Raw genomic sequence first — 26,417 nt, forward strand, 5'->3', positions numbered from 1 at the left:
GTCATCTTTCTGACACCTTACTATCTTAAAAATGTAACAAAAGAGTTATTTTTCTGTAATTCGAGCATGTCATGTTACCCCGCGAGCATAAAACGCGTGAATTCGCGCATCCGGTACAACAAGAGAGATAATCAATGAAACCGTTACATTATACAGCTTCAGCACTGGCGCTCGGATTGGCGTTAATGGGGAATGCACAGGCCGTGACGACTATTCCGTTCTGGCATTCGATGGAAGGGGAACTGGGTAAAGAGGTGGATTCTCTGGCTCAACGTTTTAACGCCGAAAACCCGGATTACAAAATTGTACCGACCTACAAAGGCAACTACGAACAGAATTTAAGCGCGGGTATCGCAGCATTTCGTACCGGTAACGCACCGGCTATTTTGCAGGTTTATGAAGTTGGCACCGCCACCATGATGGCGTCGAAAGCGATTAAACCGGTGTATGAAGTATTTAAAGATGCGGGGATTAACTTCGATGAGTCGCAGTTTGTGCCGACGGTTTCAGGCTACTACTCCGACAGCAAAACCGGACATTTACTCTCCCAACCGTTCAACAGCTCGACTCCCGTTCTCTATTACAACAAAGATGCTTTCAAAAAAGCAGGGTTAGACCCGGAGCAGCCGCCGAAAACCTGGCAGGATTTGGCTGACTATGCCGCAAAACTGAAAGCCTCCGGTATGAAGTGCGGCTACGCCAGCGGCTGGCAGGGCTGGATCCAACTGGAAAACTTTAGCGCCTGGAATGGCCTGCCATTTGCCAGCAAAAACAACGGGTTTGACGGCACAGATGCGGTGCTGGAGTTCAACAAGCCGGAGCAGGTGAAACATATCGCCATGCTGGAAGAGATGAACAAGAAGGGCGATTTTAGCTACGTCGGGCGTAAGGATGAATCCACCGAGAAGTTCTATAACGGTGATTGCGCGATGACGACCGCCTCTTCCGGTTCGCTTGCCAACATTCGAGAGTATGCCAAATTCAACTATGGCGTAGGCATGATGCCTTACGACGCCGATGCGAAAGATGCGCCACAAAACGCCATTATCGGCGGAGCCAGCCTGTGGGTGATGCAGGGCAAAGATAAGGATACTTACACCGGTGTGGCGAAGTTCCTCGACTTCCTCGCGAAGCCAGAAAACGCTGCTGAGTGGCATCAGAAAACCGGTTATCTGCCGATCACTAAAGCGGCTTATGACCTGACCCGTGAGCAGGGCTTTTACGAGAAAAACCCAGGAGCGGATACTGCGACGCGTCAGATGCTGAACAAGCCGCCGTTGCCGTATACCAAAGGACTGCGTCTGGGCAATATGCCGCAGATCCGCGTAATTGTGGATGAAGAGCTGGAGAGCGTGTGGACCGGTAAGAAGACGCCACAGCAGGCGCTGGATACCGCCGTTGAGCGTGGGAATCAGTTGCTGCGCCGCTTTGAGAAATCGACGAAGTCTTAATCAGTGTAATGTCGGATGCGTTTCGCTTATCTGACCTGGCATCGCGTGTAGGCCGGATAAGCGAAGCGCATCCGGCACAGTTCAGGAATTAACCGTAATGTCATCATCCCGTCCGGTGTTCCGCTCGCGCTGGCTGCCTTATTTGCTGGTCGCGCCGCAGCTCATCATCACCGTTATCTTTTTTATCTGGCCTGCGGGCGAAGCGTTGTGGTACTCGCTACAAAGCGTCGATCCGTTTGGTTTCTCCAGCCAGTTTGTCGGGCTGGATAACTTCGTCACGCTGTTCCATGACAGTTACTATCTCGACTCCTTCTGGACGACGATAAAATTTAGCACCTTTGTCACCGTCAGCGGTTTGCTGGTGTCGCTGTTCTTTGCGGCGCTGGTGGAGTACATCGTGCGCGGCAGCCGTTTCTATCAAACTTTAATGTTGTTGCCATATGCCGTGGCTCCCGCCGTTGCCGCCGTATTGTGGATCTTCCTGTTTAACCCCGGTCGCGGGCTGATCACTCATTTTCTTGCTGAGTTCGGCTATGACTGGAACCACGCGCAAAACAGCGGCCAGGCGATGTTTCTGGTGGTGTTCGCCTCGGTGTGGAAGCAAATCAGCTACAACTTTCTGTTCTTCTATGCCGCGCTGCAATCCATTCCCCGTTCACTGATCGAAGCGGCGGCCATTGACGGCGCAGGCCCGATTCGCCGCTTCTTTAAGATCGCGTTACCGCTTATCGCTCCGGTGAGTTTCTTTCTGCTGGTGGTTAATCTGGTGTACGCCTTCTTCGACACCTTCCCGGTGATTGATGCCGCTACGTCCGGTGGGCCAGTACAGGCCACTACCACGCTGATTTATAAGATCTACCGCGAAGGCTTTACCGGACTGGATCTGGCTTCGTCTGCCGCGCAGTCGGTGGTGTTGATGTTCCTCGTCATCGTGTTGACGGTGGTGCAGTTCCGCTATGTTGAAAGCAAGGTGCGTTACCAATGATTGAGAACCGTCCGTGGCTGACGATATTCAGCCATACCATGCTGATCCTTGGGATTGCGGTGATCCTCTTCCCGCTGTACGTGGCGTTTGTCGCAGCGACGCTGGATAAACAGGAAGTCTACGCCGCGCCGATGACGCTGATCCCCGGCACGCATCTGCTGGAGAATATCCATAACATTTGGGTAAACGGAGTAGGCACGAATAGCGCGCCATTCTGGCGGATGTTGCTTAACAGTTTCGTGATGGCGTTCAGCATTACGCTGGGCAAAATTACCGTTTCGATGCTCTCGGCATTCGCCATCGTCTGGTTTCGTTTTCCGCTGCGTAACCTCTTCTTCTGGATGATTTTTATTACTCTGATGCTGCCGGTTGAAGTGCGTATTTTCCCGACGGTAGAAGTGATCGCCAATCTGAAGATGCTCGACAGCTACGCAGGTTTAACGCTGCCGCTGATGGCCTCAGCGACCGCTACGTTCCTGTTCCGGCAGTTCTTTATGACGCTGCCGGATGAGCTGGTGGAAGCGGCTCGTATCGACGGTGCGTCACCGATGCGCTTCTTTTGCGACATTGTCTTTCCGCTGTCAAAAACCAATCTGGCGGCGCTGTTTGTGATCACCTTTATCTACGGCTGGAACCAGTATCTGTGGCCGCTGCTGATTATTACCGATGTTGATCTCGGCACCACCGTGGCGGGGATTAAAGGGATGATCGCCACTGGCGAAGGCACGACAGAATGGAACTCGGTGATGGCTGCGATGTTGTTAACCCTGATCCCACCAGTATTGATTGTTTTAGTGATGCAGCGTGCCTTTGTGCGCGGCCTGGTCGATAGTGAGAAATAAGATGGCAGGACTGAAATTACAGGCAGTAACCAAAAGCTGGGATGGCAAAACCCAGGTCATTAAACCGCTGACGCTTGATGTGGCAGACGGTGAATTTATTGTGATGGTTGGGCCGTCTGGCTGCGGAAAATCCACGCTACTGCGCATGGTTGCCGGGCTGGAGCAGGTGACTGAGGGCGATATCTGGATCAACGAGCAGCGCGTAACCGAAATGGAGCCGAAAGATCGCGGGATTGCGATGGTGTTCCAGAACTACGCGCTTTATCCGCATATGAGCGTAGAGGAGAATATGGCGTGGGGGCTGAAAATTCGCGGTATGGGCAAGCAGCAAATTGCTGAACGTGTCAAAGAAGCAGCACGCATTCTCGAACTTGACGGTTTGCTTAAGCGCCGTCCACGCGAGCTTTCTGGCGGTCAGCGTCAGCGTGTGGCGATGGGGCGCGCGATTGTGCGCGATCCGGCGGTGTTCTTGTTTGATGAGCCGCTCTCTAACCTCGATGCCAAGCTGCGCGTACAGATGCGTCTTGAGTTGCAACAGTTACACCGTCGTCTGAAAACGACATCACTCTACGTCACCCACGATCAGGTTGAAGCGATGACCCTCGCCCAGCGAGTGATGGTAATGAACGGCGGCGTTGCCGAACAGATTGGCACGCCGGTTGAAGTGTACGAAAAACCCGCCAGCCTGTTTGTGGCGAGTTTTATCGGCAGTCCGGCGATGAACCTGCTGACAGGTCGCGTGAATAACGAAGGTACGCACTTCGAGCTGGACGGCGGCATCGTACTACCGTTGAACGGTTATTATCGGCAGTATGCCGGGCGTAAAATGACCCTCGGTATCCGCCCGGAACATATTGCGTTAAGCTCGCAGGCAGAAGGCGGCGTGCCGCTGGTGATGGACACGCTGGAGATCCTCGGCGCTGATAATCTGGCGCACGGACGCTGGGGCGATCAGAAGCTGGTGGTACGACTGGCGCATCAGGAACGCCCGACGGCAGGCAGCATGTTGTGGCTGCATTTGCCGGAAAATCAGCTACATCTTTTTGATGGTGAAACAGGACAACGAGTATGAGTAACTGGCCTTATCCCCGCATCGTCGCCCACCGTGGCGGCGGTAAACTTGCCCCGGAAAACACCCTGGCGGCAATCGACGTGGGGGCAAAATACGGTCATAAGATGATCGAATTTGACGCGAAGTTATCGAAAGATGGTGAGATCTTCTTGCTCCATGATGACAACCTCGAACGTACCAGCAACGGCTGGGGCGTCGCGGGCGAACTGAACTGGCAGGATTTACTGCGCGTGGATGCAGGCAGTTGGTACAGCAAAGCGTTTAAAGGTGAGCCGCTGCCGTTGCTTTCGCAGGTGGCGGAACGCTGTCGCGAACACGGGATGATGGCGAATATCGAAATCAAACCCACCACCGGCACCGGGTCGTCGACGGGCAAAATGGTGGCACTGGCGGCACGCGAACTTTGGGCGGAGATGACCCCGCCGCTGCTGTCATCGTTTGAGATTGATGCTTTAGAAGCCGCACAATTGGCAGCACCGGAACTGCCGCGCGGTTTGTTGCTTGATGAGTGGCGCGACGACTGGCGCGAACTGACTACTCGGCTGGGCTGCGTTTCTATTCATCTCAATCATAAGTTGCTCGATAAAGCGCGAGTGATGCAGTTGAAAGACGCTGGGTTGCGGATTCTGGTTTATACCGTCAACAGACCCCAGCGAGCGGCAGAGTTGCTGCGCTGGGGCGTGGATTGCATCTGTACTGATGCGATTGACGTGATCGGGCCAAATTTTACGGCCCAATAGTTTTCAACGGAAGGTCAGGCTGCGATGTGCTGGGTGGATTCAGCATGTCGCCGTTTCTCCTCTCTTGCAGCATATGCTGCTGATTCAACGAACTATCCGGATTACGGTTGCCGTTTAACATCCCGCCGTTGTTGTTGGGCAGCATTTGCTGCCGGGCGGGATTTAGCTCCCCCGGCTGTGACTGCAATACCCGCTGCGAGTTGCTGTTAATCTGATTTTCTAAATGCTGCTGTTGTAATTGCGTCTGAGTTTTCAGTTGCTGATTCAGCATCCCTTTTTGTTGGATTTGCTGAGTCTGCATCTGGGTTTGCATCCGTTGCTGGCTGGGGATTTGATATCCCGGCTGGTTAGGATTATTCAGAGTATTAATGGGCTGTGCAAAGCCGACAAACGGCAGGAGTGCCGTCAAAAGCAGAAGTCGTTTCATCGCGTATCCTCCTCTGAAGATATCCTTTAAGTTTACTCGTTTCCCGGCAAAACGATGATTATTTCAGAGTTATACACCAGGCTTAAGTGGGGAAGGCCCCTCATACAACTGGAGAATAACGATGATAAAACCGACGTTTTTACGCCGGGCGGCGATTGCTACTTTACTTTCAGGATGTTGTTTTAGTGCGGCAGCCGCGCCACCTGCGCCGCCGCCCGTCTCGTATGGCGTGGAGGAGGATGTCTTCCATCCGGTGCGCGCGAAGCAGGGAATGGTGGCTTCTGTCGATGCCACTGCCACTCAGGTGGGAGTAGATATCCTCAAGGAGGGTGGGAATGCCGTGGATGCTGCCGTGGCGGTGGGATATGCGCTGGCGGTAACGCATCCGCAGGCGGGGAATCTGGGAGGCGGCGGTTTTATGCTGATCCGCACTAAAAATGGCAACACCACCGCTATCGACTTCCGCGAAATGGCACCTGCCAAAGCGACCCGCGATATGTTCCTCGATGACCAGGGCAACCCGGACAGTAAAAAATCACTCACTTCGCATCTGGCCTCCGGCACGCCGGGCACGGTAGCAGGTTTCTCGCTGGCGCTGGATAAATACGGCACCATGCCGCTGAACAAAGTGGTTCAGCCCGCGTTTAAACTGGCGCGTGATGGTTTTATCGTTAACGATGCGTTGGCTGACGATCTCAAAACCTATGGTAGCGAAGTGCTGCCGAATCACGAAAACAGCAAGGCTATCTTCTGGAAAGAGGGGGAGCCGCTGAAAAAGGGCGACAAGTTGGTGCAGGCGAACCTGGCAAAGAGCCTGGAGATGATTGCCGAAAATGGCCCGGACGCGTTTTACAAAGGCACAATAGCTGAGCAGATTGCCCAGGAGATGCAGAAAAACGGTGGTTTGATTACCAAAGAGGATTTGGCCGCGTATAAAGCGGTCGAACGCACACCGATTAGCGGCGATTATCGCGGGTATCAGGTTTACTCCATGCCACCACCATCTTCTGGTGGGATTCATATCGTGCAGATCCTCAATATTCTGGAAAACTTCGATATGAAGAAATATGGCTTTGGTAGCGCTGATGCGATGCAAATCATGGCCGAAGCCGAGAAACATGCCTATGCCGATCGCTCGGAATACCTTGGCGATCCGGATTTTGTCAAAGTACCGTGGCAGGCGCTGACGAATAAGGCCTATGCCAAATCTATTGCCGATCAAATTGATATCAATAAAGCGAAGCCGTCCAGCGAAATTCGCCCCGGCAAGCTTGCGCCTTATGAGAGTAATCAAACCACCCATTATTCAGTGGTGGATAAAGACGGTAACGCGGTGGCGGTGACCTATACGCTGAATACCACCTTCGGTACGGGTATTGTCGCGGGCGAGAGCGGTATTTTGCTTAATAACCAAATGGATGATTTCTCGGCCAAACCGGGCGTACCGAACGTGTACGGGCTGGTAGGCGGTGATGCCAATGCTGTAGGGCCGAACAAGCGCCCGCTGTCATCGATGTCACCAACCATTGTGGTGAAAGATGGCAAAACCTGGCTGGTCACTGGCAGCCCTGGCGGTAGCCGAATTATCACCACCGTGCTGCAAATGGTAGTGAACAGTATCGATTATGGAATGAACGTCGCTGAAGCGACTAATGCGCCGCGTTTCCACCATCAGTGGTTGCCGGACGAGTTGCGAGTGGAGAAAGGATTTAGCCCGGATACGCTCAAGCTACTGGAAGCAAAAGGCCAGAAAGTGGCGCTGAAAGAAGCGATGGGCAGCACGCAAAGCATTATGGTTGCTTCGGACGGTGAGTTGTACGGCGCATCTGATCCACGTTCGGTAGATGATTTAACGGCGGGGTATTAATATGTTAAGCCCTCTCCCGGTAGGTGAGGGCTTAAATGACAAACTTAGATTGCAAATTTTCTATTTCACCCGCGCCATATAATACACATCAACATATTCACCGTTTCGCAATGCGTACTTCTTGCCAGTTCCTTCAATCTCAAAGCCGTATTTTTTATAGACCTTAATTGCCGGGGCGTTGTCGACAAACACCGTTAGCTCAATGCGATCTACCCGCAACCAGTTGTCGCACATTTCAATCATCTCTTGCATCAGGGCACTGGCGACGCCGCGATTCTTCCAGCGGGAGTCGACGCAGATACCAAAATCGGCAACATGACTGCGACGCGGGCGTTGCTGTACGTCAATGGTAAGATGACCTACGACGTCTCCATCAATACAGGCGACGAGTTGCTTGATGCCGGGATGCCCGGCGAGTCGCTCCTGCCACATATGAGCGGAAGGATGAGGCACCTGTAGCGTGTTGTAATACACCTCCGGCTGGGCGTGAATCTGCCGAATAGCCTCGTAATCGCGCGTTTCAGCGTGGCGTATCACTATCTCATTCATTCCTCTGTCCTCTTTGGTGTAAATGTCCCTTTCAACATCATTGACTTTCAAAAGCGAGTCAAATGCATTTTTTTGCAAAAAGTGTTGGACAAGTGCGAATGAGAATGATTATTATTGTCTCGCAATCAGGAAGACCCTCGCGGAGAACCTGAAAGCACGACATTGCTCACATTGCTTCCAGTATTACTTAGCCAGCCGGGTGCTGGCTTTTTTTTGCTTTCGTTTCAGCCAGGCTGACTTGCTATTTTGCCCACGGGAAGTGCTCGTGTTGAGACAAATGCAAAATTGCCTGATGCGCTACGCTTATCAGGCCTACAAACCGATGCCATTTTGTGTAGGCCGGATAAGGCGTTCACGCCGCATCCGGCATGATCAAAGTGCACTTTGCCAACAATCTGACGTACTGAAACACAGGCATAGGAACCACGTCCGCTTTGCGCTAAGGTGTCACTAACCACCTTAAAAAGGACGAAACTATGGTCATTAACTGCGCCTTCATTGGCTTCGGTAAAAGCACCACCCGTTACCATCTGCCGTATGTACTTAACCGCAAGGATAGCTGGCATGTCGCGCATATTTTTCGCCGCCATGCCAGGCCGGAAGAACAGGCTCCCATCTATTCCCATATTCATTTCACCAGCGATCTCGACGAAGTATTAAATGATCCCGACGTTAAGCTGGTTGTCGTCTGCACCCATGCTGACAGCCACTTCGAGTATGCGAAGCGCGCGCTGGAGGCCGGAAAAAATGTGCTGGTCGAAAAACCGTTCACCCCTACGCTTGCGCAAGCGAAAGAGCTGTTTGCGCTGGCAAAAAGTAAAGGGCTGACCGTCACGCCGTATCAGAATCGTCGCTTTGACTCCTGCTTCCTGACGGCGAAAAAAGCGATTGAAAGCGGCAAGCTGGGAGAGATTGTCGAAGTGGAAAGCCATTTTGACTACTACCGCCCGGTGGCAGAAACTAAACCCGGACTACCGCAAGATGGCGCGTTCTATGGTCTTGGCGTGCATACCCTCGACCAGATTATTTCACTGTTTGGTCGCCCGGATCATGTGGCTTACGATATTCGCAGCCTGCGTAATAAAGCCAATCCGGACGACACTTTCGAAGCGCAGTTGTTTTATGGTGATTTGAAAGCCATCGTCAAAACCAGCCATTTGGTGAAAATCGATTATCCGAAATTTATCGTTCACGGTAAGAAAGGTACATTTATTAAATACGGTATTGACCAGCAGGAAACCAGCCTGAAGGCTAATATTATGCCGGGCGAAGCGGGATTCGCGGCGGATGATTCGGTCGGTGTGCTGGAGTATGTCAATGACGAGGGCGTTACGGTAAGAGAGGAAATGAAGCCGGAAGTGGGAGATTACGGACGCGTCTACGATGCGCTGTATCAAACCATTACTACCGGTGCGCCAAATTACGTCAAGGAATCTGAAGTTCTTACTAATCTGGAAATCCTTGAGCGCGGTTTTGAGCAAACTTCACCCTCCACGGTAACTCTCGCGAAGTAAGTTTTATGCCCCCTCAAATAGTTCAATTTTTTTGAACAGAGGGGTCAATTTTCACCCTCTATCATCCCGGACGGATCGGGTCCACACTAAGCCCATCAAATCATTCAGGGGGCGAATACAAATGATCTACTTACGCAAAGCAAATGAACGTGGCCATGCGAATCATGGCTGGCTGGACTCCTGGCACACTTTCTCTTTTGCCAACTATTACGATCCGAACTTTATGGGCTTCTCCGCGCTGCGTGTGATTAACGACGACGTGATTGAAGCAGGGCAGGGCTTCGGCACTCACCCACATAAAGATATGGAAATTTTGACCTATGTGCTGGAAGGTGCGGTTGAGCATCAGGACAGCATGGGGAACAAAGAACAGGTTCCGGCGGGCGAGTTTCAGATTATGAGTGCGGGTACGGGTATTCGTCACTCAGAGTACAACCCAAGTAGCACCGAGCGTCTGCATCTGTATCAGATCTGGATCATGCCGGAAGAAAACGGCATTACGCCGCGTTATGAACAGCGTCGCTTCGATGCCGTACAGGGCAAACAACTGGTGCTCTCGCCGGATGCGCGTGACGGTTCGTTGAAAGTGCATCAGGATATGGAGCTGTACCGCTGGGCGCTGGTGAAAGATGAACAGTCAATACATCAGATTGCCGCTGAACGCCGCGTCTGGATCCAGGTGGTGAAAGGCAACGTCACCATTAACGGCGTAAAAGCCTCGACCAGCGATGGCCTGGCAATTTGTGATGAGCAGGCGATATCCATCCACGCCGATAGCGACAGTGAAATTCTGCTGTTCGATTTACCGCCAGTCTAAATTTATCTCACAAACCTTCCCGAGGAATCGGGAAGGTTCTGATGCGTCCGTGGTAAACTAAAGGAATCTATCCCTTTTGTACCTTTCAGGACGATGAAAAAGAAAAGACCCGTACTTCAGGATGTGGCTGATCGTGTAGGCGTGACCAAAATGACGGTCAGTCGTTTTTTACGCAACCCGGAGCAAGTCTCCGTCGCCCTGCGCGGCAAGATCGCTGCCGCTCTTGATGAACTGGGTTATATTCCCAATCGCGCACCCGATATCCTCTCAAACGCCACCAGTCGGGCGATTGGCGTCCTGCTACCTTCTCTGACTAACCAGGTTTTTGCCGAAGTGTTACGCGGAATTGAAAGCGTTACCGACGCACACGGTTATCAAACCATGTTGGCTCACTACGGTTATAAACCGGAAATGGAGCAAGAACGCCTCGAATCGATGCTCTCGTGGAATATCGACGGGCTGATCCTCACCGAACGTACCCACACGCCGCGCACATTAAAGATGATTGAAGTGGCAGGTATTCCGGTGGTGGAACTGATGGACAGCCAGTCGCCGTGTCTCGATATCGCCGTCGGATTTAATAACTTTGAAGCGGCACGGCAGATGACCGCCGCTATCATTGCCCGTGGGCATCGTCATGTGGCTTATCTTGGTGCGCGCCTCGATGAACGTACTATCATCAAACAGAAGGGATATGAGCAGGCGATGCTGGATGCCGGCCTGGTGCCGTATAGCGTGATGGTCGAGCAATCCTCTTCTTACTCTTCTGGTATTGAACTGATTCGCCAGGCGCGGCGGGAATATCCGCAGTTAGATGGCGTGTTCTGTACCAACGATGACCTGGCCGTTGGCGCGGCATTTGAATGTCAGCGCCTGGGGCTGAAAATCCCTGATGATATGGCGATCGCCGGTTTCCACGGTCACGATATTGGTCAGGTGATGGAGCCACGGTTGGCGAGCGTGCTGACGCCGCGTGAGCGGATGGGCAGCATTGGCGCTGAGCGCCTGCTGGCGCGTATTCGTGGCGAAGCGGTGACACCGAAAATGTTAGATTTAGGTTTCACCTTGTCACCGGGCGGATCTATTTAAGCTCACAAATTTGAAGTAGCTCACACTTATACACTTAAGGCACGGATGGATATTGCTTCTGTTTTTGTCCGGCCGGACAATGTTACCGATAACAGTTACCCGTAACATTTTTAATTCTTGTACTGTGGGGGCACCACTTTGAGCACGACTAACCATGATCACCACATTTACGTTCTGATGGGCGTATCGGGCAGCGGCAAATCTGCGGTCGCCAGTGAAGTGGCGCATCAACTTCATGCCGCGTTTCTTGATGGCGATTTCCTCCATCCGCGTCGCAATATCGAAAAAATGGCGTCCGGTGAACCGTTGAATGATGATGATCGTAAACCGTGGTTACAGGCGCTGAACGACGCCGCGTTTGCCATGCAGCGTACCAATAAAGTGTCGCTGATCGTCTGTTCTGCACTGAAAAAGCACTATCGCGACCTGCTGCGTGAAGGTAATCCAAATCTCTCTTTCATCTACCTGAAAGGCGATTTTGATGTGATTGAAAGCCGCCTGAAAGCGCGCAAAGGCCATTTCTTTAAAACCCAAATGCTGGTGACGCAGTTTGAAACGCTGCAGGAACCGGGTGCGGACGAAACCGATGTACTGGTGGTAGATATCGATCAGCCGCTGGAAGGTGTTGTGGCAAGCACCATTGAGGTTATTAAAAAAGGCAAATAAGTAGTGACTACATTAACGCTTGTTTTAACAGCAGTAGGGGCTGTTTTACTGCTGCTGTTTTTAGTCATGAAGGCGCGTATGCATGCTTTCCTGGCTTTGATGGTGGTGTCTATGGGGGCTGGCCTTTTTTCCGGTATGCCGCTCGATAAAATCGCAGCGACGATGGAAAAAGGGATGGGAGGTACCCTTGGTTTCCTGGCGGTGGTTGTCGCCCTGGGAGCCATGTTTGGCAAGATCTTACATGAAACCGGCGCAGTCGATCAGATTGCCGTCAAAATGCTCAAATCCTTCGGTCACAGCCGCGCGCATTATGCCATTGGCCTTGCGGGTCTGGTCTGTGCGTTACCATTGTTCTTTGAAGTGGCGATTGTTCTGCTGATTAGCGTTGCATTCTCAATGGCGCGCCACACGGGCACAAACCTGGTAAAGCTGGTTATCCCGCTGTTTGCAGGCGTAGCAGCGGCAGCGGCGTTCTTGCTGCCGGGGCCAGCGCCAATGCTGCTGGCATCGCAGATGAATGCCGACTTTGGCTGGATGATCCTGATTGGCCTGTGTGCGGCAATTCCGGGGATGATTATTGCCGGCCCGCTGTGGGGTAATTTCATCAGCCGTTACGTTGAGCTGCATATTCCTGACGACATCAGTGAACCGCATCTTGGCGAAGGCAAAATGCCGTCCTTCGGATTCAGTTTGTCGCTGATCCTGCTGCCGTTAGTACTGGTTGGGCTGAAAACCATTGCTGCACGTTTTGTGCCAGAAGGGTCAACGGCTTATGAATGGTTTGAGTTTGTTGGCCATCCATTTACCGCGATTCTGGTTGCTTGTCTGGTGGCGATTTATGGTCTGGCGATGCGTCAGGGTATGCCGAAAGACAAAGTGATGGAGATTTGCGGTCACGCGCTGCAACCTGCGGGGATTATTCTGCTGGTGATTGGTGCGGGCGGTGTGTTCAAACAGGTGCTGGTTGACTCTGGCGTAGGTCCGGCGCTGGGCGAAGCGTTAACCGGGATGGGCCTGCCGATTGCGATCACCTGCTTCGTGCTGGCAGCGGCGGTGCGCATCATTCAGGGATCTGCAACCGTTGCCTGTTTAACGGCGGTGGGGCTGGTGATGCCGGTTATTGAACAACTGAATTACTCCGGTGCGCAAATGGCGGCGCTGTCGATTTGTATCGCTGGTGGTTCGATTGTAGTCAGCCATGTTAACGACGCCGGTTTCTGGTTGTTCGGTAAATTTACCGGCGCGACCGAAGCCGAAACGCTGAAAACCTGGACCATGATGGAAACCATTCTTGGTACTGTCGGTGCCATCGTCGGGATGATTGCGTTTCAGTTGTTGAGTTAATTACCGCGACAAATTACTGCGAGCTTGCTCGCAGTAATTCATTTCTCTTTTCCCCTCTCTTCATCTTTTTGATCTCTCTCGCAAAAACACTGGCTCATTATCCATTCTAATCACTGCGTTAACGGACGCAGGAGAAGATGATGGAGAAACACGGAGCTGAATTGCTGTTACAACGGATGTTAAGTAACGCCACCGCTACCTTCAGGGAAGGGCAATGGGAAGCTATAGATGCTGTGGTTAATCAGCGGCGAAAAATGCTGGTTGTGCGCAGCACCTGTTTGAACATTACCCCTTCATCCACATCCGAATACCGTCGAGGAACATCTGGGTTGCCATCATTACCAGAATCAACCCCATCAGGCGTTCCAGTGCGTTTACCCCTTTCTCGCCCAGCAGGCGCAAAAAGAGCGATGACTGTAGCAGGATGACAAATGTGCCGCCCCATGCCAGCAGCAGGGCAATCACCAGATGGCCCATCTGATTCGGGTACTGGTGTGACAGCAGCATCAGCGTGGCGAGGATAGTCGGCCCCGCCACCAGTGGAATTGCCAGCGGCACGATAAACGGCTCTTCACCTGCCGGAAGTCCACTACTGTTACCCGAGGCGCTGGGGAAAATCATCTTAATGGCAATCAGAAAAAGAATGATGCCGCCAGAAATAGAGACGGTTTCTGCCCGCAGGTTAAGAAATGCCAGAATTTTCTCGCCCGCAAACAGGAACACTAACATCAGCAATAGCGCGATGAGCAATTCTCGCACCATGATTGCCCGGCGTCTTTTCGGTTCAGTATGTTTTAGTACGGACATAAAAATAGGTAGGTTTCCGAGCGGATCCATAATCAGGATCAATAAAACTGCTGCAGAAATGATTTCATTCATAACTCAAGTTCCCTGATAATTGCGGTGGACTTTCTGCGTGCTGTTAAAGCAGGATAAGTCGCATTACTGATGGCTTCGCTATCATTGATTAATTTCACTTGCGACTTTGGCTGCTTTTTGTATGGTGAAAGATGTGCCATGAGGACACAGGCACATTTATACAGCACACATCTTTGCAGGAAAAAAACGCTTATGAAAAATGTTGGTTTTATCGGCTGGCGCGGTATGGTCGGCTCCGTTCTCATGCAACGCATGGTTGAAGAGCGCGATTTCGACGCCATTCGCCCTGTCTTCTTTTCGACTTCCCAGTCTGGCCAGGCTGCGCCGTCCTTTGGCGGCACCTCCGGCACACTTCAGGATGCTTTTGATCTGGAAGCGCTGAAGGCTCTCGATATCATCGTGACCTGTCAGGGCGGCGATTATACCAACGAAATCTATCCAAAGCTTCGTGAAAGCGGATGGCAAGGTTACTGGATTGACGCAGCATCGTCTCTGCGCATGAAAGATGACGCCATCATCATCCTTGACCCTGTTAATCAGGGCGTCATTACCGACGGATTAAATAAAGGCATCAGGACTTTTGTTGGCGGTAACTGTACTGTCAGCCTGATGTTGATGTCGTTGGGCGGTTTATTCGCTAATAATCTTGTTGATTGGGTTTCCGTTGCGACCTACCAGGCGGCTTCCGGCGGTGGTGCGCGACATATGCGTGAGTTATTAACCCAGATGGGTCAGTTGTATGGCCATGTGGCGGATGAACTTGCGACCCCCTCCTCTGCTATTCTCGAGATCGAACGCAAAGTTACGACGCTAACCCGCAGCGGCGAACTGCCAGTTGATAACTTTGGCGTGCCGCTGGCTGGTAGCCTGATTCCGTGGATCGACAAACAGCTCGATAATGGTCAGAGCCGCGAAGAGTGGAAAGGGCAGGCGGAAACTAACAAGATCCTCAACACATCTTCCGTGATCCCGGTAGATGGCTTATGTGTGCGTGTCGGGGCACTACGCTGCCACAGCCAGGCATTCACCATTAAATTGAAAAAGGATGTATCCATTCCGACCGTGGAAGAACTGCTGGCTGCGCACAATCCGTGGGCGAAAGTAGTACCAAACGATCGTGAAATCACGATGCGTGAGCTAACCCCAGCAGCCGTTACCGGCACGCTGACCACGCCTGTAGGCCGCCTGCGTAAACTGAATATGGGACCAGAATTCCTGTCAGCCTTTACCGTGGGTGATCAGTTGCTGTGGGGGGCCGCGGAGCCGCTGCGTCGGATGCTTCGTCAACTGGCGTAATCTTTATTCATTAAATTTGGGGCGCGATGCCGCCCCTTTTAGTGCGTAATACAGGAGTAAGCGCAGATGTTTCATGATTTACCGGGAGTTAGATAAAGCATTGGCTATTCTTTAAGGGTGGCAGAATACCTGGGTATTCACTGCCTTACCTGAAGGGAGGACGACGCAGAGAGGATGCACAGAGTGCTGCGTCGTTCAGGTCAAAAAAATGTCACAACCAGATGTCAAAAATCAGTTGGATGGGGTGACACAATAAAACAGGAAGACAAGCATGTCCGTTCGTATCGATAGAGACGTGATAAACGCGCTAATTGCAGGCCATTTTGCAGACCCATTTTCCGTACTGGGAATGCATAAAACTACAGCGGGACTGGAAGTCCGTGCCCTTTTACCTGATGCCACCGATGTGTGGGTGATTGAACCAAAAACCGGACGCAAAGTCGCTAAACTGGAGTGTCTCGACTCTCGTGGATTCTTTAGCGGCGTCATACCGCGGCGTAAGAATTTTTTCCGTTATCAGTTGGCTGTTGTCTGGCATGGTCAGCAGAACCTGATTGATGATCCTTACCGTTTTGGTCCTTTAATCCAGGAAATGGATGCCTGGCTGTTATCTGAAGGTACTCACCTGCGCCCATATGAAACCTTAGGCGCGCACGCTGATACTATGGATGGCGTTACCGGCACGCGTTTTTCTGTCTGGGCACCAAATGCCCGACGAGTCTCGGTCGTTGGGCAATTCAACTACTGGGATGGCCGCCGTCACCCAATGCGTCTGCGTAAAGAAAGCGGTATCTGGGAACTGTTTATCCCTGGCGCGCATAACGGTCAGCTCTATAAATACGAGATGATTGATGCTAACGGTAATCTCCGTCTGAAGTCTGATCCCTATGCTTTCGAAGCGCAGATGCGCCCGGAAACCGCTTCCCTTATTTGCGGACTGCCTGAAAAAGTCGTACAGACTGAAGAGCGCAAAAAAGCGAATCAGTTTGATGCGCCAATCTCTATCTATGAAGTTCACCTGGGCTCCTGGCGTCGTCACGCCGACAACAACTTCTGGCTAAGCTATCGCGAACTGGCTGATCAACTGGTGCCTTACGCCAAGTGGATGGGCTTTACCCACCTCGAACTGTTGCCGATTAATGAACATCCGTTCGATGGCAGTTGGGGCTATCAGCCGACGGGTCTGTATGCGCCAACTCGTCGTTTTGGTACTCGTGATGACTTCCGTTATTTCATTGATGCCGCACACGCAGCCGGTTTGAACGTTATTCTCGACTGGGTGCCGGGGCACTTCCCGACTGATGACTTTGCGCTTGCCGAATTTGACGGTACGAACCTGTATGAGCACAGCGATCCGCGTGAAGGCTACCACCAGGACTGGAATACCCTGATCTACAACTATGGACGTCGTGAAGTCAGCAATTTCCTCGTCGGTAACGCGCTGTACTGGGTTGAACGTTTTGGTATTGATGCGCTGCGTGTCGATGCAGTAGCGTCGATGATTTATCGTGATTACAGCCGTAAAGAGGGTGAGTGGATCCCCAACGAGTTTGGTGGACGCGAGAATCTGGAAGCGATTGAGTTCCTGCGCAATACCAACCGTATTATCGGTGAGCAAGTTCCTGGCGCGGTAACGATGGCGGAGGAGTCTACCGACTTCCCGAACGTTTCTCGTCCTCAGGATATTGGCGGCCTGGGCTTCTGGTACAAATGGAACCTGGGCTGGATGCACGACACCCTGGATTACATGAAGCTCGACCCGATTTATCGTCAATACCATCACGATAAACTCACCTTCGGGATGCTCTACAACTACACTGAAAACTTCGTCCTGCCGTTGTCGCACGACGAAGTGGTGCACGGCAAAAAATCGATTCTCGACAGAATGCCGGGTGATGCATGGCAGAAGTTTGCCAATTTGCGTGCCTACTATGCCTGGATGTGGGCGTTTCCGGGCAAAAAACTGCTGTTCATGGGTAATGAATTTGCCCAAGGGCGAGAGTGGAACCACGATGCCAGCCTCGACTGGCATCTGCTGGAAGGCGGTGACAACTGGCATCACGGTGTCCAGCGTCTGGTACGCGATCTGAACCACACTTATCGTCATCATAAAGCACTGCATGAGCTGGATTTCGACGCGTATGGCTTTGAATGGCTGGTGGTGGATGACCATGAACGCTCGGTGCTGATTTTTGTTCGCCGCGATAAAGAGGGGAATGAAATTATCGTTGCCAGTAACTTTACGCCGGTGCCGCGCTATGACTATCGCTTTGGCATTAATCAGCCGGGTAAATGGCGTGAAATCCTCAACACTGATTCTATGCACTACCACGGTAGTAATGCCGGCAATGGCGGCGCGGTACACAGCGATGAGATTGCCAGCCACGGTCGTCAGCATTCATTAAGCCTTACACTACCGCCGCTGGCCACTATCTGGCTGGTTCGGGAGGGAGAATGACACAACTTGCCATTGGCAAACCCGCTCCCCTTGGCGCGCATTACGACGGCCATGGCGTCAACTTCACGCTCTTCTCCGCTCATGCCGAGCGGGTAGAGCTGTGTGTGTTTGACGCCCAGGACGTAGAACATCGGTATGACTTGCCAGGACGAAGTGGCGATATCTGGCACGGTTATCTGCCGGATGCGCGCCCGGGTTTGCGTTATGGTTATCGCGTTCATGGCCCATGGCAACCCGCCATGGGGCATCGCTTTAACCCGGCGAAGTTGTTGATTGATCCTTGCGCGCGGCAAATTGTCGGGGAATTTAAAGATAACCCGCTGCTGCACGCTGGCCATAGTGAACCTGACTATCGCGACAATGCTGCCATTGCGCCGAAATGTGTCGTGGTAGTGGACCACTATGATTGGGAAGATGATGCCCCGCCGTGCACGTCGTGGGGCAGCACTATCATTTATGAAGCCCATGTCAAAGGATTAACCTACTTGCACCCGGAGATCCCGGTAGAGATCCGCGGCACTTATAAAGCCCTGGGGCATCCGGTGATGATCAACTATTTAAAACGGTTGGGCATTACCGCACTGGAGCTGCTGCCGGTGGCGCAATTTGCCAGTGAGCCGCGTTTGCAACGCATGGGGCTAAGCAACTACTGGGGTTACAACCCGGTGGCGCTGTTTGCGCTGCATCCGGCGTATGCCTGCTCGCCAGAAACGGCGCTGGATGAGTTTCGTGATGCAGTCAAAGCCCTGCATAAAGCGGGCATTGAGGTCATTCTCGACATCGTGCTCAACCACAGTGCGGAACTGGATCTCGACGGTCCGGTATTCTCACTGCGCGGGATCGATAACCGTAGCTATTATTGGATAAGAGAAGACGGCGATTATCACAACTGGACCGGCTGTGGCAACACGCTCAACTTGAGCCATCCGGCAGTGGTGGAATACGCCAGCGCCTGTCTACGCTATTGGGTGGAAACCTGTCACGTTGATGGCTTCCGTTTCGATCTCGCAACAGTCATGGGGAGAACGCCGGAGTTTCGTCAGGATGCGCCGCTGTTTATCGCTATCCAGAATTGCCCGGTGCTTTCGCAAGTGAAGCTGATTGCTGAACCGTGGGATATCGCACCCGGCGGCTATCAGGTGGGGAATTTCCCTCCGCTGTTTGCCGAGTGGAACGATCATTTCCGCGATGCCGCCCGCCGTTTCTGGCTGCATTATGATTTACCTCTGGGAGAGTTTGCCGGACGCTTTGCCGCATCCAGTGATGTTTTTAAACGTAATGGCCGTCTGCCGAGTGCTGCGATTAATCTGGTCACAGCACATGACGGTTTTACGCTTCGCGACTGCGTTTGTTTCAACCATAAACACAATGAAGCAAATGGAGAAGAAAATCGCGACGGAACCAACAACAATTACAGTAACAATCATGGTAAAGAAGGATTAGGCGGTACTCTTGATCTGGTTGAACGGCGGCGCGACAGCATTCACGCCCTGTTAACAACGTTGTTGCTCTCCCAGGGTACGCCGATGTTACTGGCCGGTGACGAACATGGTCACAGCCAGCATGGCAATAACAATGCTTACTGTCAGGATAACCAACTAACGTGGTTGGACTGGTCGCAAGCAAGCAGTGGTTTAATCGCGTTTACCGCCGCGTTAATCCATCTGCGCAAGCGCATTCCTGCTTTGGTAGAGGATCGCTGGTGGGAAGAAGGCGACGGCAATGTCCGTTGGCTAAATCGATATGCTCAATCTTTAAGCTCGGATGAGTGGCAGAACGGGCCGAAGCAACTGCAAATTTTGCTTTCGGATCGTTTCTTGATCGCAATAAACGCCACGCTTGAGGTAACAGAGATTGTTTTACCTGCAGGGGAGTGGCATGCCATTCCCCCATTCGCTGGAGAGGATAACCCAGTGATTACGGCTGTCTGGCCGGGACCTGCACACGGATTGTGTGTGTTCCAGAGATGATAAAAAAGGAGTTAGTCATGATTAGTTTAGAGAAGAACGATCACTTAATGTTGGCACGCCAGCTGCCATTGAAGTCTGTTGCCTTGATTCTGGCGGGGGGACGCGGTACTCGCCTGAAGGATTTAACCAATAAGAGAGCAAAGCCTGCCGTACACTTCGGCGGCAAGTTCCGCATTATCGACTTTGCTCTGTCCAACTGCATCAACTCCGGTATCCGCCGTATGGGCGTGATCACCCAGTACCAGTCTCACACCCTGGTGCAGCACATTCAGCGCGGCTGGTCGTTCTTCAATGAAGAAATGAACGAGTTTGTCGATCTGCTGCCAGCGCAGCAGAGAATGAAAGGGGAAAACTGGTATCGCGGTACGGCAGATGCAGTTACCCAAAACCTCGACATTATTCGCCGTTATAAAGCGGAGTATGTAGTGATCCTGGCGGGTGACCATATCTACAAGCAGGACTATTCGCGAATGCTTATCGACCACGTCGAAAAAGGTGCGCGTTGTACCGTTGCTTGTATGCCAGTCCCAATTGAAGAAGCCTCTGCATTTGGTGTTATGGCAGTCGATGAAAACGATAAAATTATCGAATTTGTTGAGAAACCGGCTAACCCACCGTCAATGCCAAACGATCCGAGCAAATCTTTGGCGAGTATGGGGATCTACGTCTTTGACGCCGACTACCTGTATGAACTGCTGGAAGAAGACGATCGCGATGAAAACTCCAGCCACGACTTTGGTAAAGATTTGATTCCAAAAATTACCGAAGAAGGCCTCGCCTATGCGCATCCATTCCCGCTCTCTTGTGTACAGTCCGACCCGGACGCCGAGCCGTACTGGCGCGATGTGGGGACGCTGGAAGCTTATTGGAAAGCGAACCTCGATCTGGCCTCTGTCGTGCCGGAACTGGATATGTACGATCGCAACTGGCCGATTCGTACCTACAATGAATCATTGCCGCCAGCGAAATTCGTTCAGGATCGCTCCGGTAGCCACGGGATGACCCTTAACTCCCTGGTTTCTGGCGGTTGTGTGATCTCTGGTTCGGTGGTGGTGCAGTCCGTTCTGTTCTCACGCGTTCGCGTGAATTCATTCTGCAACATTGATTCCGCCGTATTGCTACCAGAAGTATGGGTAGGTCGCTCGTGCCGTCTGCGTCGCTGTGTCATTGACCGCGCTTGTGTTATTCCGGAAGGCATGGTGATTGGTGAGGATGCAGAAGAGGATGCACGTCGTTTCTATCGTTCAGAAGAAGGCATCGTGCTGGTTACGCGCGAAATGCTACGGAAGTTAGGGTATAAACAGGAGCGATAATGCAGGTTTTACATGTATGTTCAGAGATGTTCCCGCTGCTTAAAACCGGCGGTCTGGCTGATGTTATTGGGGCATTACCCGCAGCACAAATCGCAGACGGCGTTGACGCTCGCGTACTGTTGCCTGCATTTCCCGATATTCGCCGCGGCGTGACCGATGCAAAGGTGGTATCTCGTCGTGATACCTTTGCCGGGCATTTCACGCTGCTGTTCGGGCATTACAACGGGGTTGGCATTTACCTGATTGATGCGCCACATCTCTACGATCGTCCCGGAAGCCCGTATCACGATACCAACTTATTTGCCTACACCGACAACGTATTGCGTTTTGCACTGCTGGGGTGGGTTGGGGCAGAGATGGCAAGCGGGCTTGACCCATTCTGGCGTCCCGATGTGGTGCATGCGCACGACTGGCATGCGGGCCTTGCGCCTGCGTATCTGGCGGCAAGTGGGCGTCCGGCGAAGTCGGTGTTTACTGTGCACAATCTGGCCTATCAAGGCATGTTTTATGCACATCACATGAATGACATCCAATTGCCATGGTCATTCTTTAATGTTCACGGACTGGAGTTCAACGGGCAAATCTCTTTCCTGAAAGCCGGATTGTATTACTCTGACCACATTACCGCGGTTAGTCCGACCTACGCTCGTGAGATTACTGAACCTCAGTTTGCCTACGGTATGGAAGGTCTGCTCCAGCAACGTCATCGTGAAGGGCGGCTTTCCGGCATACTGAACGGCGTGGACGAGAAAATATGGAGTCCAGAGACGGACTTACTTTTAGCCTCGCGTTACACCCGCGATTCATTGGAGGATAAAGCGGAGAATAAGCGCCAGTTGCAAATCGCAATGGGGCTTAAGGTTGACGATAAAGTGCCGCTTTTTGCAGTGGTGAGCCGTCTGACCAGCCAGAAAGGTCTTGACCTGGTGCTGGAGGCCTTACCGGGCCTTCTGGAACAGGGGGGACAACTGGCGTTACTTGGCGCGGGCGATCCGGTGTTGCAGGAAGGTTTTCTTGCCGCAGCGGCGGAACATCCCGGGCAGGTTGGTGTACAGATTGGTTATCACGAAGCATTTTCGCATCGCATTATGGGCGGCGCGGACGTCATTCTGGTGCCCAGTCGTTTTGAACCGTGCGGCTTAACGCAACTTTATGGATTGAAGTACGGCACGCTGCCATTGGTGCGGCGTACCGGTGGGCTTGCTGATACGGTTTCTGACTGTTCTCTTGAGAACCTTGCAGATGGCGTCGCCAGTGGGTTTGTCTTTGAAGATAGTAATGCCTGGTCGTTGTTACGGGCTATTCGGCGCGCTTTTGTTCTGTGGTCCCGCCCTTCGCTGTGGCGGTTTGTGCAACGTCAGGCTATGGCAATGGATTTTAGCTGGCAGGTCGCGGCGAAGTCGTACCGTGAGCTTTACTATCGCTTGAAATAGTTTTCAGGAAACGCCTATATGAATGCTCCGTTTACATATTCATCGCCCACGCTTAGCGTAGAAGCTCTTAAGCACTCTATCGCTTATAAGCTGATGTTTACGATTGGAAAGGATCCGGTCGTAGCCAATAAACATGAATGGCTGAACGCAACGTTATTTGCTGTGCGCGATCGTCTCGTGGAGCGCTGGTTACGCTCGAATCGTGCCCAGCTATCGCAAGAAACTCGACAGGTTTACTACCTGTCGATGGAGTTTTTGATTGGCCGAACTCTCTCCAATGCCATGCTGTCGTTAGGTATTTATGACGATGTCCAGGGTGCGCTGGAGTCGATGGGATTAAATCTCGAAGAGTTGATTGATGAGGAAAATGACCCGGGCCTCGGTAACGGCGGCTTGGGGCGTCTGGCGGCCTGCTTCCTGGATTCACTGGCGACTTTAGGGTTGCCGGGACGCGGTTACGGAATCCGTTATGACTACGGTATGTTCAAACAGAACATCGTTAACGGCAGTCAGAAAGAGTCTCCGGACTACTGGCTGGAGTACGGCAATCCGTGGGAATTTAAACGCCACAATACGCGCTACAAAGTGCGTTTTGGCGGTCGTATTCAGCAAGAAGGCAAGAAAACGCGCTGGATTGAAACCGAAGAAATTTTGGCCGTGGCTTACGACCAAATCATCCCAGGTTATGATACTGACGCGACAAACACCTTGCGTCTGTGGAGCGCACAAGCCAGTAGCGAAATTAATCTCGGTAAATTTAACCAGGGCGATTACTTCGCGGCGGTGGAGGACAAAAACCACTCCGAGAACGTTTCCCGCGTGCTTTACCCGGATGATTCCACCTATTCCGGGCGTGAACTGCGTTTGCGTCAGGAGTATTTCCTGGTCTCCTCAACCATTCAGGACATTTTAAGTCGCCATTATCAGTTGCATAAAACCTACGATAATCTGGCGGATAAAATCGCGATTCATCTCAACGACACCCATCCGGTGCTGTCGATTCCTGAGCTGATGCGCCTGCTGATTGATGAGCACAAATTTAGCTGGGACGACGCTTTTGAAGTGTGCTGTGAGGTCTTCTCATACACCAACCACACGCTGATGAGCGAGGCGCTGGAAACCTGGCCGGTCGATATGCTGGGTAAAATTCTGCCGCGTCATTTGCAGATTATCTTTGAGATCAACGACTATTTCCTGAAAACCTTGCAGGAGCAGTATCCGAACGATACCGACTTGTTGGGACGGGCGTCGATCATTGATGAATCTAATGGGCGTCGTGTGCGGATGGCCTGGCTGGCTGTTGTGGTCAGTCACAAAGTTAACGGTGTGTCGGAGTTGCACTCTAATCTGATGGTGCAATCGCTGTTTGCCGACTTTGCGAAAATCTTCCCAGGGCGTTTCACCAACGTCACCAACGGTGTGACGCCGCGTCGTTGGCTGGCGGTGGCGAACCCGTCGCTTTCAGCCGTACTGGACGAACACCTGGGGCGTAACTGGCGTACCGACCTGAGCCAATTAAACGAGCTACAACAGCACTGTGATTTCCCGATGGTCAATCATGCTGTTCATCAGGCGAAGCTGGATAACAAAAAGCGTCTGGCGGAGTACATCGCACAACAACTGAATGTGGTGGTGAATCCGAAAGCGCTGTTTGATGTGCAAATTAAACGTATTCACGAATACAAACGTCAATTGATGAATGTGTTACACGTTATCACCCGCTATAACCGTATCAAGGCCGATCCTGATGCGAAATGGGTTCCGCGTGTGAATATTTTTGCCGGTAAGGCAGCATCGGCCTATTACATGGCGAAGCACATTATCCATTTGATCAACGATGTAGCGACGGTGATCAACAACGATCCGCAGATTGGCGACAAGTTGAAAGTGGTGTTTATCCCGAACTACAGCGTCAGCCTGGCGCAGTTGATCATCCCGGCGGCCGATCTTTCCGAACAGATCTCACTGGCAGGGACAGAAGCTTCTGGCACCAGCAACATGAAGTTTGCACTTAACGGTGCGCTGACTATCGGAACGCTGGACGGCGCGAATGTTGAGATGCTGGATCATGTCGGTGCGGACAACATCTTTATCTTTGGTAACACAGCGGAAGAAGTGGAAGAACTGCGTCGTCAGGGCTACAAACCGCGTGAATACTACGAGAAAGATGAAGAACTGCATCAGGTGCTGACGCAAATCGGCAGCGGCGTGTTCAGTCCGGAAGATCCGGGCCGCTACCGCGATCTGGTTGATTCGCTGATCAACTTTGGCGATCACTACCAGGTACTGGCGGATTATCGCAGCTATGTCGATTGCCAGGATAAGGTTGACGAACTTTACGAGCGTCCGGAAGAGTGGACAGCCAAAGCGATGCTGAACATCGCCAATATGGGCTACTTCTCTTCTGACCGGACCATCAAAGAGTACGCCGATCTTATCTGGCATATTGATCCAGTGAGATTGTAATTTCGCAAAGTGATAACTGCCGTGTGTTCCATTTAAAACTATCGTTAATGGGCATACGGCATTTTTATATCAGATAAATAATATGTCATGACGATTTACACACAGCATCTATTAATAATAAATTTTTAATAAAAAATTTCATCTGAGTACGCATCATATAATAAACACCATAAATAAATAACCAATAAATCATTCGTTATATTTATATGTTTCACCACTCCTCAGCTATTCTGTTTAAAATAAAACCCTTTATTTTCAATCTACTGTATGTTTATATAAAGTCACTCATTGCGAGTATGGGATTTTTTAGTTACATTGCTAAACAGCACATATAATATTTTTAAGTCAATCTATCCCTTAATATAATCCCCCTGGGATTCACCAACGCCAGCTTTGCTCATCTTAATAATGTGACTTGTTAAAGCTGAATGTAATAATAATCGCCAATATTGCTTGGATTTTTTAACAAAAGGAAAGGTATAAATGAAATTCAATCTATCTAATTTATCCGTAGTTTTACTCGCATCAGGTATGCTGATGTCAACTGCGGTAACCGCTGCGCCAGGCGATGCATCACAATTTGGTGGTGCCGATACAGACTGGAGCACCGTTGATTATCCGAAACTTACCGATATGGATGACAACACCGATGCGATGGGCGGAAACATTCGTTTTACTGGTCGCGTGGTTAAAGCGACGTGTAAGATTGCAACAGAATCGAAACAGATTGAAGTGGTACTGCCAGTCGTACCTTCTAACGCTTTCACGGGCATCGATACTGAAGCAACGGGTGCCAGTAACCAGACTAACTTCAACATTAAACTAACCGATTGTAGCAATACGACCAGTCAAAATATTGAATTCCGTTTTACTGGTGCAGCGGACGGTGCCAACCAGACGCTTGCCAATGAAGTGGAAGGGGCTGCTGATGCTGATGGTACTGGCGAAGCGGGAGCAACTGGAGTAGGGATTCGTATTTATTCTAAAAACACGACAACTGATGGCCTGGTTAAACTGAATACACAATCTCCTCAGGGGAGTAGTTCTTCGGCGGCTTACGTGATTCCTGGCGATGCAACCGCCCATGATTTTATCGCTGCATTTACCGCGGGCTATGCTCAGAACGGTAGTACCGTTGCACCAGGTCTGGTGAAATCTACGGCCAGTTTCGTCGTGCTGTACGAATAATTACAGCAATATAATTTCAGGTTACAGTTATTTGTAGCCTGAAATTAATAC

Annotated in this window: 21 protein-coding genes; 18 read left to right on the forward strand and 3 right to left on the reverse strand. The window is 51.6% G+C overall.

Going from position 1 to position 26,417, the window contains the following annotated elements; translation table 11 throughout:
• Nucleotides 1-134: 134 nt before the first annotated feature.
• The 5 genes from ugpB (at nucleotide 135) to ugpQ (ending at nucleotide 5,090) form a co-directional block, all read left to right on the forward strand.
• Entirely contained in the window at nucleotides 135-1,451 is a 1,317-nt protein-coding gene (gene ugpB, locus A1WG_RS11680) for a sn-glycerol-3-phosphate ABC transporter substrate-binding protein UgpB (protein WP_000803211.1), read from the forward strand.
• Nucleotides 1,452-1,548: 97 nt separating this feature from the next.
• Nucleotides 1,549-2,436 (forward strand): sn-glycerol-3-phosphate ABC transporter permease UgpA, encoded by an 888-nt coding sequence (gene ugpA, locus A1WG_RS11675; RefSeq protein ID WP_000099289.1) that lies wholly within the window; start codon nucleotides 1,549-1,551, stop codon nucleotides 2,434-2,436.
• A complete protein-coding gene (gene ugpE, locus A1WG_RS11670) occupies nucleotides 2,433-3,278 on the forward strand; it encodes a sn-glycerol-3-phosphate ABC transporter permease UgpE (protein WP_000572182.1) in 846 nt (281 codons plus the stop codon). Before ugpA ends, ugpE begins: the two co-directional genes overlap by 4 nt.
• 1 nt (nucleotide 3,279) lies before the next feature.
• Nucleotides 3,280-4,350 (forward strand): sn-glycerol 3-phosphate ABC transporter ATP binding protein UgpC, encoded by a 1,071-nt coding sequence (ugpC, locus tag A1WG_RS11665; RefSeq protein ID WP_000907767.1) that lies wholly within the window; start codon nucleotides 3,280-3,282, stop codon nucleotides 4,348-4,350.
• Entirely contained in the window at nucleotides 4,347-5,090 is a 744-nt protein-coding gene (gene ugpQ, locus A1WG_RS11660; protein ID WP_001517261.1) for a glycerophosphodiester phosphodiesterase, read from the forward strand. Before ugpC ends, ugpQ begins: the two co-directional genes overlap by 4 nt.
• Here ugpQ and A1WG_RS11655 read toward each other — a convergent pair.
• Nucleotides 5,077-5,517 carry a DUF2756 family protein gene (locus A1WG_RS11655; protein ID WP_000826135.1) on the reverse strand — a complete coding sequence of 147 codons (441 nt, stop codon included), beginning with the start codon at nucleotides 5,515-5,517 and terminating at the stop codon, nucleotides 5,077-5,079. The genes ugpQ and A1WG_RS11655 overlap by 14 nt on opposite strands.
• 121 nt (nucleotides 5,518-5,638) lie before the next feature.
• Between A1WG_RS11655 and ggt the strand changes: the two genes are divergently transcribed.
• A complete protein-coding gene (gene ggt, locus A1WG_RS11650; protein ID WP_001517260.1) occupies nucleotides 5,639-7,384 on the forward strand; it encodes a gamma-glutamyltransferase in 1,746 nt (581 codons plus the stop codon).
• 60 nt (nucleotides 7,385-7,444) lie between these two features.
• Here ggt and yhhY read toward each other — a convergent pair whose 3' ends face one another.
• A complete protein-coding gene (yhhY, locus tag A1WG_RS11645; protein WP_001517259.1) occupies nucleotides 7,445-7,933 on the reverse strand; it encodes an N-acetyltransferase in 489 nt (162 codons plus the stop codon).
• Between the two features lie 476 nt (nucleotides 7,934-8,409).
• On the opposite strand from yhhY, the gene A1WG_RS11640 reads away from it, so the two are divergent.
• The 5 genes from A1WG_RS11640 (at nucleotide 8,410) to gntU (ending at nucleotide 13,363) form a co-directional block, all read left to right on the forward strand.
• Entirely contained in the window at nucleotides 8,410-9,447 is a 1,038-nt protein-coding gene (locus tag A1WG_RS11640) for an oxidoreductase (RefSeq protein ID WP_001517258.1), read from the forward strand.
• Nucleotides 9,448-9,568: 121 nt separating this feature from the next.
• Nucleotides 9,569-10,264 (forward strand): quercetin 2,3-dioxygenase, encoded by a 696-nt coding sequence (yhhW, locus tag A1WG_RS11635; protein WP_016242566.1) that lies wholly within the window; start codon nucleotides 9,569-9,571, stop codon nucleotides 10,262-10,264.
• Between the two features lie 93 nt (nucleotides 10,265-10,357).
• Entirely contained in the window at nucleotides 10,358-11,353 is a 996-nt protein-coding gene (gntR, locus tag A1WG_RS11630; protein ID WP_000730265.1) for a gluconate operon transcriptional repressor GntR, read from the forward strand.
• Between the two features lie 138 nt (nucleotides 11,354-11,491).
• Entirely contained in the window at nucleotides 11,492-12,019 is a 528-nt protein-coding gene (gntK, locus tag A1WG_RS11625) for a gluconokinase (RefSeq protein WP_000108330.1), read from the forward strand.
• A 3-nt stretch (nucleotides 12,020-12,022) separates the two neighbouring features.
• Nucleotides 12,023-13,363 carry a gluconate transporter gene (gntU, locus tag A1WG_RS11620; RefSeq protein WP_016242567.1) on the forward strand — a complete coding sequence of 447 codons (1,341 nt, stop codon included), beginning with the start codon at nucleotides 12,023-12,025 and terminating at the stop codon, nucleotides 13,361-13,363.
• 285 nt (nucleotides 13,364-13,648) lie between these two features.
• On the opposite strand, the gene yhgN is transcribed toward gntU, so the two are convergent.
• Entirely contained in the window at nucleotides 13,649-14,242 is a 594-nt protein-coding gene (yhgN, locus tag A1WG_RS11615; RefSeq protein ID WP_001002535.1) for an NAAT family transporter YhgN, read from the reverse strand.
• A gap of 192 nt (nucleotides 14,243-14,434) precedes the next feature.
• On the opposite strand from yhgN, the gene asd reads away from it, so the two are divergent.
• From asd to A1WG_RS11580, 7 genes are all read left to right on the forward strand, one after another.
• A complete protein-coding gene (gene asd / locus A1WG_RS11610; RefSeq protein ID WP_001517255.1) occupies nucleotides 14,435-15,538 on the forward strand; it encodes an aspartate-semialdehyde dehydrogenase in 1,104 nt (367 codons plus the stop codon).
• A 271-nt stretch (nucleotides 15,539-15,809) separates the two neighbouring features.
• Complete coding sequence (glgB, locus tag A1WG_RS11605; protein ID WP_000116221.1) at nucleotides 15,810-17,996, forward strand: 1,4-alpha-glucan branching enzyme; 2,187 nt, start codon at nucleotides 15,810-15,812, stop codon at nucleotides 17,994-17,996.
• A complete protein-coding gene (gene glgX, locus A1WG_RS11600; protein WP_001517254.1) occupies nucleotides 17,993-19,966 on the forward strand; it encodes a glycogen debranching protein GlgX in 1,974 nt (657 codons plus the stop codon). The genes glgB and glgX overlap by 4 nt, the downstream gene beginning before the upstream one ends.
• Before the next feature lie 17 nt (nucleotides 19,967-19,983).
• Nucleotides 19,984-21,279, forward strand: a complete 1,296-nt coding sequence (glgC, locus tag A1WG_RS11595; RefSeq protein WP_000624233.1) for a glucose-1-phosphate adenylyltransferase — start codon at nucleotides 19,984-19,986, stop codon at nucleotides 21,277-21,279.
• Nucleotides 21,279-22,712: a glycogen synthase GlgA gene (glgA, locus tag A1WG_RS11590; protein WP_001517253.1), complete on the forward strand. Its 1,434-nt coding sequence runs from the start codon at nucleotides 21,279-21,281 to the stop codon at nucleotides 22,710-22,712. The genes glgC and glgA overlap by 1 nt, the downstream gene beginning before the upstream one ends.
• An 18-nt stretch (nucleotides 22,713-22,730) precedes the next feature.
• Nucleotides 22,731-25,178 carry a glycogen phosphorylase gene (glgP, locus tag A1WG_RS11585; RefSeq protein WP_000993434.1) on the forward strand — a complete coding sequence of 816 codons (2,448 nt, stop codon included), beginning with the start codon at nucleotides 22,731-22,733 and terminating at the stop codon, nucleotides 25,176-25,178.
• Between the two features lie 483 nt (nucleotides 25,179-25,661).
• The gene (locus A1WG_RS11580) at nucleotides 25,662-26,366 is read left to right on the forward strand and encodes a fimbrial protein (RefSeq protein WP_001517251.1); all 705 of its coding nucleotides are present in this window, start codon (nucleotides 25,662-25,664) and stop codon (nucleotides 26,364-26,366) included.
• Nucleotides 26,367-26,417: the final 51 nt, after the last annotated feature.

The organism is Escherichia sp. KTE96 (assembly GCF_000408525.1).
GTDB classification, from domain to species: Bacteria; Pseudomonadota; Gammaproteobacteria; order Enterobacterales; family Enterobacteriaceae; genus Escherichia; species Escherichia marmotae.

What these genes read in the sequence shown, in the direction of transcription:
- asd (WP_001517255.1), top strand. Translation starts at nt 14,435, where the DNA reads ATGAAAAATGTTGGTTTTATCGGCTGGCGCGGTATGGTCGGCTCCGTT.
- glgX (WP_001517254.1), top strand. Translation starts at nt 17,993, where the DNA reads ATGACACAACTTGCCATTGGCAAACCCGCTCCCCTTGGCGCGCATTAC.
- A1WG_RS11655 (WP_000826135.1), bottom strand. Translation starts at nt 5,517, where the DNA reads ATGAAACGACTTCTGCTTTTGACGGCACTCCTGCCGTTTGTCGGCTTT.
- ugpC (WP_000907767.1), top strand. Translation starts at nt 3,280, where the DNA reads ATGGCAGGACTGAAATTACAGGCAGTAACCAAAAGCTGGGATGGCAAA.
- gntR (WP_000730265.1), top strand. Translation starts at nt 10,358, where the DNA reads ATGAAAAAGAAAAGACCCGTACTTCAGGATGTGGCTGATCGTGTAGGC.
- yhhW (WP_016242566.1), top strand. Translation starts at nt 9,569, where the DNA reads ATGATCTACTTACGCAAAGCAAATGAACGTGGCCATGCGAATCATGGC.
- yhgN (WP_001002535.1), bottom strand. Translation starts at nt 14,242, where the DNA reads ATGAATGAAATCATTTCTGCAGCAGTTTTATTGATCCTGATTATGGAT.
- A1WG_RS11580 (WP_001517251.1), top strand. Translation starts at nt 25,662, where the DNA reads ATGAAATTCAATCTATCTAATTTATCCGTAGTTTTACTCGCATCAGGT.
- glgP (WP_000993434.1), top strand. Translation starts at nt 22,731, where the DNA reads ATGAATGCTCCGTTTACATATTCATCGCCCACGCTTAGCGTAGAAGCT.
- ggt (WP_001517260.1), top strand. Translation starts at nt 5,639, where the DNA reads ATGATAAAACCGACGTTTTTACGCCGGGCGGCGATTGCTACTTTACTT.
- ugpA (WP_000099289.1), top strand. Translation starts at nt 1,549, where the DNA reads ATGTCATCATCCCGTCCGGTGTTCCGCTCGCGCTGGCTGCCTTATTTG.
- glgA (WP_001517253.1), top strand. Translation starts at nt 21,279, where the DNA reads ATGCAGGTTTTACATGTATGTTCAGAGATGTTCCCGCTGCTTAAAACC.
- ugpQ (WP_001517261.1), top strand. Translation starts at nt 4,347, where the DNA reads ATGAGTAACTGGCCTTATCCCCGCATCGTCGCCCACCGTGGCGGCGGT.
- glgC (WP_000624233.1), top strand. Translation starts at nt 19,984, where the DNA reads ATGATTAGTTTAGAGAAGAACGATCACTTAATGTTGGCACGCCAGCTG.
- ugpE (WP_000572182.1), top strand. Translation starts at nt 2,433, where the DNA reads ATGATTGAGAACCGTCCGTGGCTGACGATATTCAGCCATACCATGCTG.
- ugpB (WP_000803211.1), top strand. Translation starts at nt 135, where the DNA reads ATGAAACCGTTACATTATACAGCTTCAGCACTGGCGCTCGGATTGGCG.
- glgB (WP_000116221.1), top strand. Translation starts at nt 15,810, where the DNA reads ATGTCCGTTCGTATCGATAGAGACGTGATAAACGCGCTAATTGCAGGC.
- yhhY (WP_001517259.1), bottom strand. Translation starts at nt 7,933, where the DNA reads ATGAATGAGATAGTGATACGCCACGCTGAAACGCGCGATTACGAGGCT.
- A1WG_RS11640 (WP_001517258.1), top strand. Translation starts at nt 8,410, where the DNA reads ATGGTCATTAACTGCGCCTTCATTGGCTTCGGTAAAAGCACCACCCGT.